The sequence below is a fragment of the Algibacter lectus genome, assembly GCF_004368925.1.
Taxonomy (GTDB): Bacteria; Bacteroidota; Bacteroidia; order Flavobacteriales; family Flavobacteriaceae; genus Algibacter; species Algibacter lectus.
Window position 1 is genome coordinate 614,600 of the sequence record NZ_SORL01000007.1, and the last position, 16,160, is coordinate 630,759.

The following is a 16,160-nucleotide window of genomic DNA, read 5'->3' on the forward strand; positions in this document are numbered from 1 at the left end:
GAAGTTTGATGTATGATAAAGCGAGAAAGTAAACATAGAATTCTAATTTTAGGAGTAAGTGGCTTTTTAGGAAGCGCCATTTATAAAGAGCTTTTTCCCTATTTCAGAACCTCGGGCACTTATAATACATCAAACAAAACCTTAGAAAAAAATCGTCAGTTTTTTCATTATAATTATGAAGAAGATGATATCTACGAAATTCTAGATATTGTAAAACCAACTATCATAATTTCAGCACTTCGTGGCGATTTTTCTAAACAAGTTATGCTTCATCGGCACTTGGCCGAGTATTTACTATTAGAAAACACCAAACTCATCTTTTTATCTTCGGCAAACGTATTTGATGCCTACAGCAAATACCCAAGTTACGAACAAGATAAAACGCTTAGTCATAGTATATATGGACACTTCAAAATTAAAATTGAAAACATGCTACTGCGCCTACCAAAAAAGAAAGTGGCTATTGTAAGGTTACCTATGGTTTTTGGTCCACATGCCCCAAGGTTAACAGAAATACTTCAACTTATAGATTTAAATGAACCTATTGAAGTTTTTCCTAATTTAGTAATGAATGTCACTTCTGATAACAAATTGACACAGCAAATTCATTACATCATCAACCGGAATAAATCGGGTGTTTTCCACCTAGGAAGTAATGATTTAGTACATCACGACGATTTTATAAAAGAAATTATAGAAACCCTTCATCTAGAACATAAAGCCAAATACAAACAAGTTTTTACAACCAATGATGAGCGTTATTTAGCTGTTTTACCAAAATTCAACAAGCTACCAAAACACTTACAATTGGTGAGTCAGGATATTTTATCAGAATTAAAAAAATGAGCATATTATCCGTAAATAAATCACTAATTTAGTCTCTTCAAAAACATATAAATAATGATGAAACTTTCCGAAGACGATATAGAAAAAAGATTGCTTCAATACCCAGATTGGGAGTATTATGAAAATGCAATTCACGCCGAATTTGAATTCGATAATTTTAAAGATTGCTTTAGCGCCATGAGCCGTATAGCCTTTGAATGCGAAGCTTTAAACCATCATCCAGATTGGAGTAATGTTTACAACGTGCTCAATATTTCTATCTCTACACACGATGCAGATGGTGTAACAGCCAAAGATTTTAAACTGGCCAAAGCTATAGATAGCATTGTAGTACCTGAAGATGAGGAATAATTTGTATTTCTGCTGAAGGTTTTTAACTTTGTGCGATTAAAATAATAGACGTGTTTTCGCTTTCGCGGAAATATAACAATAATAGTGAAGTTGGTACATCTAAAATATCCAGATGCATTAAGATCACATCAACTAAAAGAATGTAATTATGGGAAGAGCTTTTGAATTTAGAAAAGCAAGAAAAATGAAACGTTGGTCTGCTATGAGCAAAGCCTTTACACGTATTGGTAAAGATATTGTTATGGCGGTTAAAGAAGGAGGACCCGATCCTGCAAGTAACTCGCGTTTACGTGCTGTAATACAAAATGCTAAGGCTGTAAATATGCCTAAGGATAATGTAGAACGTGCCATTAAAAAAGCAAGTGAAAAAGGCCAAGGCGATTATAAAGAAGTTCTTTTTGAAGGCTATGCACCACATGGTATTGCTATTTTAGTAGAAACTGCAACAGATAACAATACTAGAACAGTTGCTAATGTACGTAGCTATTTTAACAAATGTGATGGTAGCTTAGGTACTTCTGGTTCTGTAGTTTTTATGTTCGACCATACTTGTAATTTTAGAATTGATGCGGAAGGATTAGATCCTGAAGAATTAGAACTTGAATTTATCGATTTTGGCGCAGAAGAAGTATTTGCCGATGATGATGGTATTTTAATTTACGCACCTTTTGAAAGTTTTGGAGCCATTCAAGCTGAATTAGAATCTCGAGAAATTGAAATTTTATCCTCTGGATTTGAACGCATTCCACAAGTTACTAAACCTCTATCTGCAGATGAAGCTGCCGATGTAGAAAAGCTTTTAGAAAAACTTGAAGAAGATGATGATGTACAAAACGTATATCATACCATGGAAGAAAGTGCTGAGTAATATTCAACTTAATATATTAAAGAGAACTTAACGGTTCTCTTTTTTTTGCTTTTTATATGAAAACAATAAACTGGGGAATTATAGGTTGCGGGAATGTAACCGAAGTTAAAAGCGGACCTGCTTACAAACTTACAAGTGGTTTTAATATTGAAGCCGTGATGCGTCGTGATCGAGAAAAACTTGAAGATTATGCTAAGCGTCACAACATCAATAAAACATATACAGATGCAGATGCACTTATTAATGATAGTAGCATTGACGCCGTTTATATAGCAACGCCACCTGATAGCCATAAACTTTATGCCTTAAAGGTTGCTGCCGCTGGAAAACCATGTTGTATTGAAAAGCCACTAAGCCCAAGTTATGCTGATAGTTTAGAAATATGTAATGCTTTTATGGAAAAAAACATTCCACTATTTGTAGCCTATTATCGCAGATCTTTACCGCGGTTTTTAAAAGTTAAAGAATGGTTAGACAATAACTTTATTGGAGATGTTAGGCATATATCGGCACATTTAAGCAAACCTGCAAACCAAACCGATTTATTGAAAAAAGATAATTGGCGAACAGATTCCAAAATTGCACCCGCAGGTTATTTTGATGATTTAGCGAGCCATGGATTAGATTTATTCGCCTTCTTTCTCGGTGATATTGAAAATGCCAAAGGCTTTAGTTTAAACCAACAAAATTTATATTCTGCCAAAGATGCCGTTACCGCATCTTGGTTACACAAAAACGGTATTACAGGCTCTGGAACCTGGAATTTTGGATGTAGTGATCATGTAGATCATGTTACTATTTATGGTAGTAAAGGCACCATTGAATTCTCTGTATTTCATGAAAACCCCATTGTACTAAAAAGCGAATCTAAAACCCAATCGTTGATTATTGAAAACCCAAAACATATACAAACACCACATGTGGAAAACATGAAAACGGTTTTGTTCAATGAATTGACTGCACACCCTTCTACAGGAAAAACAGCATTGCATACCAGTTGGGTAATGGATAAAATTTTAGATAAGCTCTAAATACTACTTTACTATTTGTTTTTTACGTAAATCAACTTAAATCGTCCGTTAGTTTGATCACGTTGCTCCATTTCAAATTGTGGTAGAGATTTAAACAGTGGTGTTAACTTCTGGAAACCAAAGTTTCGAGAATCGAAGTTAGGTTGCTTTTTAAGAATTAGAGAGCCTACATCTCCTAAAAATGCCCAACCATCATCGTCTGCAGCATCGTCTACAGAGTTCTTTAACAACTTAATAATTTTTGGTGTTATGTTGTATAAGTTTTCCTTTTTAGGCTTCGCTCCTTTCTTGTCCTTATTGGTGTCTTCATCTTCATCGCTATCCTTTGCTAGGATTTCTAGATAGATAAATTTATCGCAAGCCACAATAAAAGGGTTTGGTGTTTTCTTTTCGCCCATACCATATACTACCATGGCAGCTTCGCGCAATCGGGTTGCTAATTTTGTAAAATCACTATCTGATGATACTAAGCAAAAACCGTTTACCTTTTCAGAATATAGAATATCCATAGCATCAATAATCATTGCTGAATCTGTAGCATTCTTCCCTGTTGTATAGCCGTATTGTTGTATTGGCGTTATGGCATTTTCCAAAAGTACATTTTTCCATTTGGAAAGATGCGGTTTGGTCCAATCACCATAAATTCGCTTAATTGTTGGTGTGCCATATTTGGCTATTTCTTCCATCATTTCAGAAATATATCTAGATGGTATGTTGTCGCCATCGATTAGAACGGCAATTTTTGTGTCTTTTATCATAATTATTAAAGATAAAAAAATATAATAGATTCTATATTTTCTTTTTATTATTTTTTGTTGAATTTTTCCTAAAAAACAACTAGCCATTATTTTGGCATATTGTTACCAGATAAATTGTGTTAGAGATTGTAGCATTGTTGGAGCTCTTTTGTGTTGTTGCACCTATTTCAACCCAAAAAAGCGACTTCGGAAAGCCCGCCCATTGGGGAACGCCATTACAGACAACATGCTAAAATTAGGAATAAAAAAAAGCTATATTCTTTGAGAGACATAGCTTTTGGAGTTTTAGTTGAAAATTCTGTTTCTTTTTAGGGACAAACAATTGTTTACTTTATGTTTCAGGATTCGCAACTAAACTATTAATTTCAAATATTATGCCATTTTTAATGACTTATGAATATTTGGATACTTTTCCTTTTACATCTTTAAAAAATGCTCTAAGCTCTTCGAAATCTGCTTCGGCATTGTCGGTTGGATAAAATGGTTCTGAAATTTTGTTTTGCTTATTTTCAAAATCTAGCGTAAACATAATTATCGGAACGTTAGCTTGTTTAGCGATATAGTAAAAACCAGTTCGCCATTGATCTACTTTTTTTCTTGTACCTTCGGGGGCTAACGTCATTCTAAACTCTTCTTTTTCTTTAAAAAGTTTGGCTATAGCATCTACCTTATTCTCGTTATTTTGACGGTTAATTGGGGCACCTCCTAAGGCTCTAAAAAACCAAGCTACTGGAAATACGAACAGTTCCTTTTTTCCAACAAAATTGGTTTTAACTTGAATTACAGCGCGCAATAAAACGCCAATGTAAAAGTCGTGCCAACTGGTGTGTGGTGCGGCAATAATGACCGCTTTTTTAACCGTATCTTTTGAGAAATTTGTGTTACCAACAATTTGCCAGCCTAAGACCTTGAAATAGATAACTTTGGCTAGCCATTGCATATTATATTTTTTTATAAATTCCTTTTAATTTTTCTGGCGTTATAGTTTCTTTCCAGTTTTCACCTATAGCATTTTCCCAAAGTGGCTCTAAACTTAATGCCACACGAATCATGGTGTCAAATTGCTCATCGGTTAATTTAGCACAAATACCTGTTGGCAATTCTATGCTGTGTTTTGCTTTCATTTGTTTAAAAATGGCAACACCTTCTGGATAAAACTCTTCTAAATGATCGAAAACTAAACAGTTACCAATACCATGTTTTACACCTAGTAAAAACGATAAACCATAGCTCATAGCATGTGCAACGCCTACCTGAGAATAAGCAATACTCATACCTCCATGCCAACTAGCCATCATTAATTTATCTTGAGATTCTTCTTCAGATAAATCTCCATCTAAGAATATTTCTTTACATAAATCGAAAGATTTTTCTCCGTAAGTTTTACTAAACTCATTTAAGTACGTACCATTTAAGGACTCTACGCAATGTACATAGCAATCCATACCTGTGTAAAACCACTGGTCTTTTGGCACATCTTTGGCTAGTTCTGGATCTAAAAGTACTTGATCGAAGGGGGTGAAATCACTATTAATTCCTAATTTAAGTTTTGGGCCTGTAAGTATAGTTGTTCTGGATACCTCTGCTCCTGTTCCTGAAATTGTAGGAATACCAACGTGATAAATGGCTGCGTTTTTTACTAAATCCCAACCTTGATAATCGTGAGCCTCGCCTTCGTTTGTTATTAAAAGCGCTACGGCTTTCGATAAATCTAATAAGCTACCACCACCAATACCTATAATACCAGATGGGCGCTCTTTAGATTTTAATATTATATCTTCAACAAGCTCGTCGACTTGTGTGGTTTTAGGCTCTTCTTTAGATGAAACAAATATAATTCTGTCATCATAAGAAAGGTTTATTCTAGATGTTAACCAAGCGTTGTTTTTAAAAACGTCGTCTATTAAGAAAATAAAAGGCGCATGGATACTAGATCGTTTTGGGGCTAAAACGTCGTTTATTTGATTGAAACTACCTCTGCCAAATATAACTCTAGGCACCATTGGAAAGTTTTTGTAACTCATTTGTTAGGTTTTCTTTTACGAAATGTAAAAATACTATTAATTTAAATTTTACTGGTTTAAAAACTGCTGAAATTTCTTAGAAAAAAGTCCAACGTGGTATCCATCAACTAAGGCATGGTTTACATGCACGGACACATTCATAATTAATTCATCATTTATAAGAGTTGCTTTCCCAAAAGATAATTTTGGAATGCTATCTACAAGCCCAGAATTAGGTTCTTTGTGTGCTATAAAATTGACCCAAGGTAATGCGGAACAATGAATACAGTCCTGGCCATTAATTGGCGGGAACAATTCTGTTGTACTTTTTATACGGTTTTTCTCTGCGTCTAAGTTTTTAGAAAATGTCTCTAAATTCTCATTATAAGTCACAAATGAAAAACCAAAGGTATTATCATCTCTTAAAATTGTTGGGGATGTATGTATCACATCATAAGCAACTACCTCCCCGTTTTCAATTCTATATTTAAAGTTTTCTATCGCGTTAATGGCACGCATACAATCGTGCAAATACCGAGTAAAAAAGCTTGTTTTTGTTTCCTTAGAAACTTGATATGCCTTGGTGACATTGAATGGTATAGTTACAGCGAAAGAAGGATCGGCTAAGCCCGAAAAATGTTCGAAATGCTGTTTTCTATTCCAAGTATTAATATCGATTACTTTCAAATTAATTAATAAGTTTTAAAAGTTCGGTTAATGTATTTATAGTTTTGTAATCTTTACCGTTGGTTTCCTTTTCGGTAACTTGCTCGTGTGCCCAAGTGGTATGAAAAGGTACGTGCATAGCCTGAGCTTTTAAATTCACTAAGGGTAAAACATCCGATTTTAAGGAATTTCCTATCATTAAAAATTCTGAAGGCTTCACTTCTAAACGGTTTAGCATTTGAGAATAATTATCTTCTTGCTTATCACTTAAAACTTCAATGTGATGAAAATAATGGGTTAAACCCGATTTCTCTAATTTGCGTTCCTGATCTAGTAAATCGCCTTTAGTTGCTAGAATAAGTCTATATTTTTTTGATAGATTTTCTAAAACTTCCTCTACGCCATCTAAAAGTTCCACAGGCTTATTAAGCATATTTTTTCCGATGTTTAAAATAGCTTCTATGGTTTTATTAGAAACGGTATAGTTCGATAGTTCCAACGCTACTTCTACCATCGATAACGTAAACGCTTTTATACCGTAACCGTATAAGGGTAAATTGCTTATTTCTTTTTTGAAAAGTTCTTGATCAATTTTATTAGGCGTTTCATATTTTGATAATAACCTACCAATTTCATCTTCGGCTTCTCGAAAATAAGTTTCGTTTACCCAAAGTGTATCATCGGCATCAAAACCAATTACTTTTATGTTATCGTAATTTATTTCCATAACTTCTTTGCACGTTCTAAATCTTCTGGTGTATCTATTTCTACACCTTGTACATCAGTTTCTACCATTTTAATACGTTTACCGTATTCTAAATAACGAATACATTCTATTTTTTCCGAAGCTTCTAAAGATAGCATTGGTAAATTATAGAAATCCATAATAGCCTGCTTTCTAAATGCGTAAACACCTTTATGTTTAAAATATCGAACACCAACATCTTTATCACGTGGATAAGGAATTGGGCTTCTTGAAAAGTAAAGTGCAAAATCTGCCTGATCGACAATTACTTTTACTGTATTTGGGTTTTTAATTTCTTCTTCGTCGGTAATATGTACCATTAATGATGCCAAATCAACTTCTTTATTAGGGTCTTGTTTAAATACCTCAATAAGTTTAGTTAACGATTCTTTATCAGTAAAAGGCTCATCGCCTTGCACATTAATAACAATATCAACATCTAAAAGTTCTACAGCTTCAGCAATTCTATCGCTACCACAATCGTGCTCCTTTTTGCTCATCATAGCTTTTCCGCCGTGGTTTACAATTTCATTATAAATAATATCGCTATCGGTAACTACAATAACATCATCAAAAAGTTTGGTTGCAACGGTAGCCTCGTAAGTTCTAAGAATAACAGTTTTACCTCCTAGGTCTTGCATTAGTTTTGCCGGGAAACGTGATGCACTATAGCGTGCAGGAATCATTGATATTATTTTCATATGAAATGTTACTGTGTATTAAAACTGTATTTTAGTTTTTCATTAAAGCCATTATTCAACTAAACTTTAAATCTTCACCAAAAATAAGATAAATAATAGAATGTTTTAAGGATTACTGGGCTTAAACTTCTTATAAACCTTAAAAATTATGAATAATATAAGAACCACTAAAACAATAGCAAGAATTGGCATAAATATAGACACAACCGACATTACCACCGATGTTCCTGTCTCTAAAGTGGCTACAATAGGGTTGGCTAAACCTCCCGTTGTTGCTGTGGAAGCTAAACGCGTAGTACTTGAAGTTCCGGCCACTGCTGCAGCCGTACCTCCACCAGCAATAATAGCTAATGCCCAAGTTACTACGGGGCTCAAATCGGCAACAGTAGACAACATAACTGCCGTACCAGCCAAGGCGGCTAATGGTACGGCAACAGTATCTAGTAAATTATCAACATAAGGAATAAAATATGCGCAAATCTCTACCAATGTAGCAACGCCTAGCGTTATTATGGCCGCAGTACTACCAACCCATTGCCAAGATTCATTAAGTTCCCAAACATCAAAATAAGCAGCTAAGCTTAAAGCGAACAAGGGCATAAAAACTCGAAAACCAACCGAGGCGGAAAGCCCAATACCTAAAAAAATACTTATTATTGTTTCTACTGCCATAAAAAATTAAATCTTTTTAAATGAAATTCTTCATTATATCAATCATTAAATATAAATAAAAAAACATTGACGATCGCTACCCTACTGTAATGTATAAATCTGTTTCTAATTATTGATTTTATCAAGAACTGTGCCTCTATGTTATTTCGAAAAATAGCTCTAAGAAAGTGGATCTTCCTCAAAAAACTCATCTTTAAAACCAATTAGATATAATTTTTCTTTAGCACGCGTGGCGGCGGTATAAAGCCAGCGTAAATAATCTTTATCTATCCCGTTTGGTAAATAAGGCTGCTCCACAAAAACGGTATTCCATTGTCCACCCTGAGATTTATGGCAAGTTATAGCATAAGAGAACTTTACCTGTAAGGCATTAAAATGTTTGTTGCTTTTTACTTTTAGAAATTTTTTATATTTAGAAGTTTCATTTTCAAAATCCTTCATCACTTCTTGGTACAATCGGTTAGACTCTTCGTAAGGTAACGAAGGTGTTTCGGCCTCAATAGTATCTAGAAGCAACACCGTTTCAAAAGGTTGCATTTTAGGATAATCTACCATACGTACTTTAACTTCCGCGAAGCGAAAACCATACAATTCCTGAATACTAAAAATTTCTAATACTTCAATAATATCTCCATTGGCTATAAAACCTGCTTCTGTAGTGGGCTTTAACCAAAAATAATTATTTTTAACTACCATTAAATAATCTCCAGAAGACAACTCGTTTTCATTAAATAAAATACGACTTCTAATTTGTTGATTATACATATTAGCACGTTTATTACTACGTACAATTATGGCTGTTTCTTCGTTTCCTAATTCACTGTAAGCGTCGTTTATAGCGTCCATAATTTCGTAACCATCAACTAACCTTACAATATCTTTAAAACCGTTTAAATCGAACTTAAAATAGTCGTACATCTCTCTTGCCAACACATCTCTTAGTATAGTTGCGTTAACTAGTATACCAGAATCTTGACCTTGCCTAACCACTTCGTCCAATTCCATTCTAGTCACCTCTTTGTTGTAATTTAAAGCTAAGGTGTTTTCGTCTAGAGCCGGACTAATATCCAGTTTTACCGGAGGCAACTGCGCGGTATCACCAATTAATAATAACTTACAATTATGGCCAGCATAAACGTATTGCATTAAATCGTCTAAAAGCGATCCGTTTTCCATTAATTTAGATTCGCTTGGCGTATCCGGAATCATCGACGCTTCATCTACAATAAAAATGGTGTTTTTATGCTTATTGGGTTGTAAAACAAACTTTACACCACCACCAGCGTCTTTTTTCGGAAAATATATTTTTTTATGTATAGTGAACGCCTCTTTTCCAGAATAATTAGCGATTACTTTGGCCGCTCGGCCGGTTGGCGCCATCAAAACAGCACTCTTTTTTGCCTTCCATAAATTGTTTACAATAGCCCCTACAATCGTTGTTTTCCCAGTACCTGCGTAGCCTTTAAGCAAATACAAGGCGTTTTTATCACTTTTAAAGATAAACTCTGATAATTGCTGAAGTACAATATTTTGTTTAATTGTTGGATTAAACGGAAACTGCTGTTTTATAAGGGAATAGAATTCGGATGCTGTCATTAATTGAAAATAATTTTAGAAATTCTTCAAAGATAGAATGATTTTTATTCGCTTTGGTTTTTACGATTAAAAAAAAATTGTAGATTTGCTAAATAACGATTAATAAACTTTTTAAATTAAATAACGTATTATGTTGACATTTATTCTTATTGTGGTTGCGGTGATTTTAGGGACAATCGCCTTAGTTAAGCTGGTAGATAAATTTGTACCAAATAAATTAAAGCCTGTATTAAATATTGTGCTTTGGGCATTAATTGCCTTTTTTGGTTACCAGACGTACATGTCGATTTACGAGCCAATTAAATTCAACAAATTAAAAAACGAGCGTTACGTAGTTGTTATTGAAAGTTTAAAGGATATTAGAGATTCTCAATTAGCGCACAGACAAGTAACAGGTAAATTTACTGATAGCTTTGATAATTTAATTAAGTTTATTGATACTGCAGAATATACTATTACGCAACGTCGTGATTCTAGTGTTGTAGATGAAGAGTTAACAAAACGTTACGGTGTTGATACTTTTAAAGATATCATGATTCTTGATACATTAGGAACTGTATCAGTAAGAGATTCTTTATTTAAAAAATCTAATCGTTATAAAACTATGATGAATGTACCAGTTGGTAAAGAAGGTGCTACCTTCGATTTAAAAGCAGGTTTTATTAACCAAAACGATATTAACATTCCTGTATTTGAAGCTTCAGTAAAAAAAGAAGTTCTATTATACGATCAAAATCCAGATTTAGTAGCACAAGAAAACCAAGTAATTGCGGTAGACGGTGTTAATGGAGATGCTATAAAAGTAGGTTCTATGAACGAAGTTAAAACAAACGGAAACTGGCCAAAAACTTATGGCGATAACGAATAACAATACAGCTATTATTAGCAAATTAACAAATTTAGAACTGTCCATTCAAATAAGCTTGAGTGGACTTTCTTTTTGTATCCTACATCGAGATAATAATTCCATATCAACTTTAAAGGAAGTACGTTTTAAAAAGAAGTTAAACCCATTAGAATTACTCCAAGAACTGAAAGCATGTTTTGATACAGAACCTATGCTTAAAAATAAATTCGAAGCCGTAAACATCATTCACGACAACGAGTTATCTACCCTAGTTCCAAAAGCTATTTTTAATGAAGGCGCCATAGCCGACTATTTAAAGTTTAATTCTAAAATTTTAAAGTCGGATTTTGTAACCTTCGATGCCATAGAGCGCAACCAAAGTGTAAATGTTTACATTCCCTATGTAAATATCAACAATTATATTTTCGATTTATTTGGTGATTTCACATACAAACACGCCTCTACTGTTTTAATAGAAACCATTTTAGAGTCCGATAAAAATACGTTAGAACCAAAATTTTACATAAACGTAAACCATAATCGGTTCCAAATAATTATTGTAAACGAAGGTAAACTTCAATTTTATAATAGTTTTGAGTACGCCACAAAAGAAGATTTTATATATTACATTCTCTTTACAGCCGAGCAACTAAAATACAACCCAGAAACTTTAAAACTCATTCTACTTGGCCATGTAATTAAAGACGATGCGTTATACAATATAGCCTATAAATACATACGCCATGTTAGCTTTGGAGACAAAAAAAACAACTATGTATTTACCGAAAAACAAAAAACAAACCATTCTAATTTCACTTTAACAAATAGCTTTTAATGCGCATAATATCAGGATTATATAAAAGTAGAAAAATACTAGCACCAAAAAACCTACCTGTTCGCCCAACAACAGATATGGCTAAAGAATCGCTATTCAATATTTTGAACAACACCTTTTATTTTGACGATGTTTCCGTACTAGATTTATTCGCAGGCACCGGAAATATAAGCTACGAATTTGCTTCACGAGGTACCGAACAAATTACTTGTGTAGATCAAGATTTTGGATGCATTAAGTTTATAAACAAAACGGCCGAACAGTTCGATATGCCAATAAACACCATTAAAAGTGATGTCTTTAAGTTTTTAGAAAAATCGACCTTGCAAAGCAATATTATATTTGCCGACCCACCATACAATTTCGACGAAGATAAATTTGGAAAAATTCCCGAATTGGTATTTAAAAACAACATGTTATTGCCCGAAGGCGTATTAATTATAGAACACTCAAAACATACCGATTTATCTAAACTAAACAACTACAGCCACTCCAAAAGTTACGGAGGCAATATGTTTAGCTTTTTCGAAAACGCATAAAAACACCACAACTAAACTAAATCAATTTAAACCAGAAAAACCTTCGAAGCGCAAGCCAAGAAGGTTTTTTTATAGGTAAGTAAATCTATAAGCCGAATTCTGTACCCTTTAAACCACCTTAGGTAAAACCCAAAATAAACTTAAAAAGCCCTTATCATTTATCTGAGTGTTTTGTTACCAAAACACTTTAGCTGCTTACCCTCCAGCATCGGGCGTTCAACCCTCAAGCACTGGTTTACATAACATTGCACCACATAGAGTTTACCTGGTTTCACTACAGCATAATCTGTACATTCTTTCTGTTGCACTGGTCCTAACCTCTCGGCTGGTGGCCGTTAGCCACTATGTTGAACTACGGTGTCCGGACTTTCCTCCATTTTAAAATAAATTAAAACAGCGATAAGGCGATCTACTAGCTGCCAAAATTACAACAAACAAATATTAAAATGCAACATTATAAACTTAAAACACAAAATAAAATTTGGGCGTTCCCCAAGGGTCGGGCTTTCCGCAGTCGCTTTTTTGTGTTGCAATAGGTGCAACAACACAAAAAGAGCTCCAACAATGCTGCAATCCCTAACGCGGGCAAGCCCCAAAGGTTTTTGGTTTTGAGTTAACTACGAGCTTTCTTAAAGATAAAAACAGCATCAATAAACAAGACATATTCAAAACTTATCATCTTGTTTCATACATCTAAAAATCTTAATTCACCCTAAAAAACGCCGTTGTTAATAACTCCCTTTAAATTTCGTCTTAACAATTTAATAATCCAATTTGAATTTTTAACTTTGTTACTTATTCAATAGCAACAAAAATTTGGAACATTTTATAGTATCGGCTCGAAAATACAGACCTCAAACATTTAAAGATGTAGTTGGGCAACAAGCCATTACCAATACTTTGTTAAACGCTATAGAAAATAATCATTTAGCCCAAGCCCTTCTATTTACAGGTCCGCGTGGTGTAGGTAAAACAACTTGTGCGCGTATTTTGGCTAAAATGATAAACAGTGATGGAAAAGAAACTGGCGACGAAGATTTTGCTTTTAACATCTTTGAGCTCGATGCGGCATCTAATAACTCTGTAGATGATATTAGAAGCTTAACCGATCAAGTTCGAATACCACCACAAGTTGGTAAATACAAAGTTTATATTATTGATGAGGTACACATGTTATCTCAGGCCGCTTTTAATGCCTTTTTAAAAACATTAGAAGAACCGCCAAAACATTGTATTTTCATTCTTGCAACTACCGAAAAACACAAAATAATACCGACCATATTGTCGCGTTGTCAAATATTCGACTTTAAGCGTATTACGGTAAAAGATGCAAAAAACTATTTAAAATACATTGCAGAAGAACAAGGTATAACAGCCGAAGACGATGCATTACATATTATTGCGCAAAAGGCCGATGGTGCCATGCGTGATGCGCTTTCTATATTCGATCGTGTGGTAAGTTTCTCTGGTAAAAATTTAACCAGACAAGCCGTAACCGAAAACTTAAACGTACTCGATTACGAAACCTATTTTGAAAGCACCGATTTAATACTCGAGAATAAAATACCCGATTTACTTATACAGTTCAATAATACCTTATCTAAAGGTTTCGATGGTCATCACTTTATTGCTGGTTTAGCCTCGCATTTTAGAGATTTACTAGTAAGTAAAATACCAGCAACTATAGAACTGCTAGAAGTTGGTGAGCAAACACAGGTAAAATACTTAGAGCAATCTAAAAAAGCCTCACAGGAGTTTTTAATGCAAGGAATAAATCTTGCTAACGACTGCGATCTCAAGTATAAAACCAGTAAAAACCAACGACTCCTCGTCGAACTTTGTCTCATGCAGCTTGCCTCTATCACTTTCGATGGAGAAAAAAAAAATAGCAAACATTACATAATTCCGGCCTCTTACTTTAAAAAGAAGGGTATTACTCCTATTCCGGTTACGGTTCCATCGGTTAAGCCAAGTGCTCAAACTGCCGCAGTCTCACAAACCGAAACAACTACTACAGCTCCTGCAGCCAAAAAAGCAGAAGCAAAACCTGCTATTAATACCCGTATAAAATTAGATTTAGCATCAGGTAGTAAACGCCGATCGGGATTATCTTTGAGTAGTATTCGTGCTAAAAAAGAACATCAAATAAAACAGCTAGAAGTTGTTGTTGATGAAGAAAACCTACCTACTGAAGACTTTACAGAAGAAGCCTTTATGGAAGCCTGGAACTTCTTCTTAGATAAGCTTAAAAAAGATGGAAAGCACAATTTATCGTCTATTTTAAATATGGACAAGCCTAAACTAAAAGGCACTGATATTCATTTAACCTTCCCTACGGAAACCAATAAAAAAGAAGTGATGCAGGGTCAATACGACCTCATGACTTACATTAGAACTAAACTAAGTAATTTTGATATTAGCTTAGTTATTACCGTAAACGAGGTAATGGATAAAAAGTATGTTTTTACTCCTCAAGATAAATACGAAAAACTTGTTGAAGCCAACCCAAACCTAGAGCTTTTACGTCGTACTTTCGATTTAGATTTATAAAATTCACATCCTATTACCAGTATCCTATTTGTTAATTACTTTGTTTAATATTAAGCTATTAAATAAGGTTTTTCTTGCTTTTATTTGTTAAGTTTATGGTTTGAATGAGGTTGCTTTGTAGTGAAAATAAAATAATCCTTATGAATTCAATATCTTGATTAATTCAAATTAATACCTTTTTAGATTTTTATGCATCCATTAATACCAATATTAATTATTTTGACCATCGTGTTGTTCAATTATTTAAAGAAACAAAGGACAATCGAAAAACACAACGAATTGAAAAACGAATATACCGAATTATTAAAAAAAATAAAACCAAGACAAAACTTAAACGAATATAACGAATCTAAATTTTGGGAGTTAGTTGATAAAGCTAACAAAACAGCTGGTAATAACTATAACAACAAAATTGGGGTAATGAAAACTTTATTAACAAATTATTCCGCAGATGATTTAATAGAAATAGACAATTTACTTAATAGACTTATTTCTTCTAAAATCAGTCATACCATTATTGCTGCTTCACAAATAATCTTTAAAACCTCTGAATTTAGAGCAACAACTTTGCTGATGAATCTTTTTATTCTAAAAGGAGATAATTATTTTCAATATGCCTGTCAAAACCCCGAATTAATTGTTAAAGAGGAAATTATTGGTTTTTCTTATGAAACTATTGGAGATATTATTGAAGAAAAATATAAGCTTAAAACGAATGAGTTATTACCAACAATTAATATTGATTTACAAATTTCTGGAACTCCACTTTCATTAAAAGATTACCCTATTAAGCTTCCTAAAATTTGGGAGAAATTTGGTTAAAAAAAATTAAACGTCGGCATAGAGCTAATACTAGCCTTAAATTATCATTAACCTAAATGAAAAACTAAATTCTAACTGTATTAATAATAATTCTTTTACCTAGTTGTTCATCAAAAAACATCAATAATGACTTACTAGGAAATTGGAAATCTACAAAAAGCTCAAATATTGTAGAATTACAATTTTGTAAGGATTCGTTAATATCTGATTCATGGGGAAGAACTACTAAATTCTCATGGAAAAATGATGAAACGAAAATTTATTATACTCAACTAACAAACCTTATTCCTGAGCTTGAAACTGATTTTATTCTAGAATATAGATTAAATT

17 protein-coding genes and 1 other RNA gene are annotated in these 16,160 nt (G+C 33.5%); 9 read left to right on the forward strand and 9 right to left on the reverse strand.

The window, feature by feature from the left end:
• Positions 1-12 precede the first annotated feature (12 nt).
• From DFQ06_RS03640 to DFQ06_RS03655, 4 genes are all read left to right on the forward strand, one after another.
• Positions 13-846: a sugar nucleotide-binding protein gene (locus DFQ06_RS03640; RefSeq protein WP_133966075.1), complete on the forward strand. Its 834-nt coding sequence runs from the start codon at positions 13-15 to the stop codon at positions 844-846.
• Positions 847-900: 54 nt separating this feature from the next.
• On the forward strand, positions 901-1,197 hold the full coding sequence (locus tag DFQ06_RS03645; protein WP_042495300.1) for a 4a-hydroxytetrahydrobiopterin dehydratase: 297 nt from the start codon (positions 901-903) through the stop codon (positions 1,195-1,197).
• A gap of 148 nt (positions 1,198-1,345) precedes the next feature.
• Positions 1,346-2,065, forward strand: coding sequence for a YebC/PmpR family DNA-binding transcriptional regulator (locus DFQ06_RS03650; RefSeq protein ID WP_042495302.1), 720 nt, complete (start codon positions 1,346-1,348; stop codon positions 2,063-2,065).
• A 56-nt stretch (positions 2,066-2,121) separates the two neighbouring features.
• Positions 2,122-3,096, forward strand: coding sequence for a Gfo/Idh/MocA family protein (locus DFQ06_RS03655; RefSeq protein ID WP_133966077.1), 975 nt, complete (start codon positions 2,122-2,124; stop codon positions 3,094-3,096).
• 11 nt (positions 3,097-3,107) lie between these two features.
• On the opposite strand, the gene DFQ06_RS03660 is transcribed toward DFQ06_RS03655, so the two are convergent.
• From DFQ06_RS03660 to DFQ06_RS03695, 8 genes are all read right to left on the reverse strand, one after another.
• Complete coding sequence (locus DFQ06_RS03660; RefSeq protein WP_042495309.1) at positions 3,108-3,854, reverse strand: NYN domain-containing protein; 747 nt, start codon at positions 3,852-3,854, stop codon at positions 3,108-3,110.
• Positions 3,855-4,245: 391 nt separating this feature from the next.
• Positions 4,246-4,794 (reverse strand): 1-acyl-sn-glycerol-3-phosphate acyltransferase, encoded by a 549-nt coding sequence (locus tag DFQ06_RS03665; RefSeq protein ID WP_074935805.1) that lies wholly within the window; start codon positions 4,792-4,794, stop codon positions 4,246-4,248.
• A gap of 1 nt (position 4,795) precedes the next feature.
• A complete protein-coding gene (locus DFQ06_RS03670; protein WP_133966079.1) occupies positions 4,796-5,878 on the reverse strand; it encodes an iron-containing alcohol dehydrogenase family protein in 1,083 nt (360 codons plus the stop codon).
• Between the two features lie 48 nt (positions 5,879-5,926).
• A complete protein-coding gene (locus tag DFQ06_RS03675) occupies positions 5,927-6,544 on the reverse strand; it encodes a CatA-like O-acetyltransferase (RefSeq protein WP_042503526.1) in 618 nt (205 codons plus the stop codon).
• 1 nt (position 6,545) lies between these two features.
• The gene (locus DFQ06_RS03680; RefSeq protein WP_133966081.1) at positions 6,546-7,250 is read right to left on the reverse strand and encodes an HAD family hydrolase; all 705 of its coding nucleotides are present in this window, start codon (positions 7,248-7,250) and stop codon (positions 6,546-6,548) included.
• Positions 7,241-7,969: a 3-deoxy-manno-octulosonate cytidylyltransferase gene (kdsB, locus tag DFQ06_RS03685; RefSeq protein WP_074935801.1), complete on the reverse strand. Its 729-nt coding sequence runs from the start codon at positions 7,967-7,969 to the stop codon at positions 7,241-7,243. Before kdsB ends, DFQ06_RS03680 begins: the two co-directional genes overlap by 10 nt.
• Before the next feature lie 105 nt (positions 7,970-8,074).
• Positions 8,075-8,641 (reverse strand): DUF4126 domain-containing protein, encoded by a 567-nt coding sequence (locus DFQ06_RS03690; protein ID WP_042503522.1) that lies wholly within the window; start codon positions 8,639-8,641, stop codon positions 8,075-8,077.
• A gap of 159 nt (positions 8,642-8,800) precedes the next feature.
• Entirely contained in the window at positions 8,801-10,237 is a 1,437-nt protein-coding gene (locus DFQ06_RS03695) for an ATP-dependent DNA helicase (protein ID WP_133966083.1), read from the reverse strand.
• 130 nt (positions 10,238-10,367) lie between these two features.
• Between DFQ06_RS03695 and DFQ06_RS03700 the strand changes: the two genes are divergently transcribed.
• The 3 genes from DFQ06_RS03700 to rsmD are packed head-to-tail and all read left to right on the forward strand — an operon-like array spanning position 10,368 to position 12,458.
• The gene (locus tag DFQ06_RS03700) at positions 10,368-11,105 is read left to right on the forward strand and encodes a hypothetical protein (protein WP_174564426.1); all 738 of its coding nucleotides are present in this window, start codon (positions 10,368-10,370) and stop codon (positions 11,103-11,105) included.
• Positions 11,089-11,919 carry a DUF3822 family protein gene (locus DFQ06_RS03705; protein ID WP_133966085.1) on the forward strand — a complete coding sequence of 277 codons (831 nt, stop codon included), beginning with the start codon at positions 11,089-11,091 and terminating at the stop codon, positions 11,917-11,919. The genes DFQ06_RS03700 and DFQ06_RS03705 overlap by 17 nt, the downstream gene beginning before the upstream one ends.
• A complete protein-coding gene (rsmD, locus tag DFQ06_RS03710; RefSeq protein ID WP_133966087.1) occupies positions 11,919-12,458 on the forward strand; it encodes a 16S rRNA (guanine(966)-N(2))-methyltransferase RsmD in 540 nt (179 codons plus the stop codon). Before DFQ06_RS03705 ends, rsmD begins: the two co-directional genes overlap by 1 nt.
• 72 nt (positions 12,459-12,530) lie before the next feature.
• On the opposite strand, the gene rnpB is transcribed toward rsmD, so the two are convergent.
• An RNA gene (rnpB, locus tag DFQ06_RS03715) (RNase P RNA component class A) lies at positions 12,531-12,874 on the reverse strand.
• 400 nt (positions 12,875-13,274) lie between these two features.
• Between rnpB and DFQ06_RS03720 the strand changes: the two genes are divergently transcribed.
• On the forward strand, positions 13,275-15,008 hold the full coding sequence (locus DFQ06_RS03720) for a DNA polymerase III subunit gamma/tau (protein ID WP_042501193.1): 1,734 nt from the start codon (positions 13,275-13,277) through the stop codon (positions 15,006-15,008).
• A 279-nt stretch (positions 15,009-15,287) separates the two neighbouring features.
• Positions 15,288-15,830 (forward strand): DUF4240 domain-containing protein, encoded by a 543-nt coding sequence (locus tag DFQ06_RS03725; RefSeq protein WP_159140038.1) that lies wholly within the window; start codon positions 15,288-15,290, stop codon positions 15,828-15,830.
• Positions 15,831-16,160 lie beyond the last annotated feature (330 nt).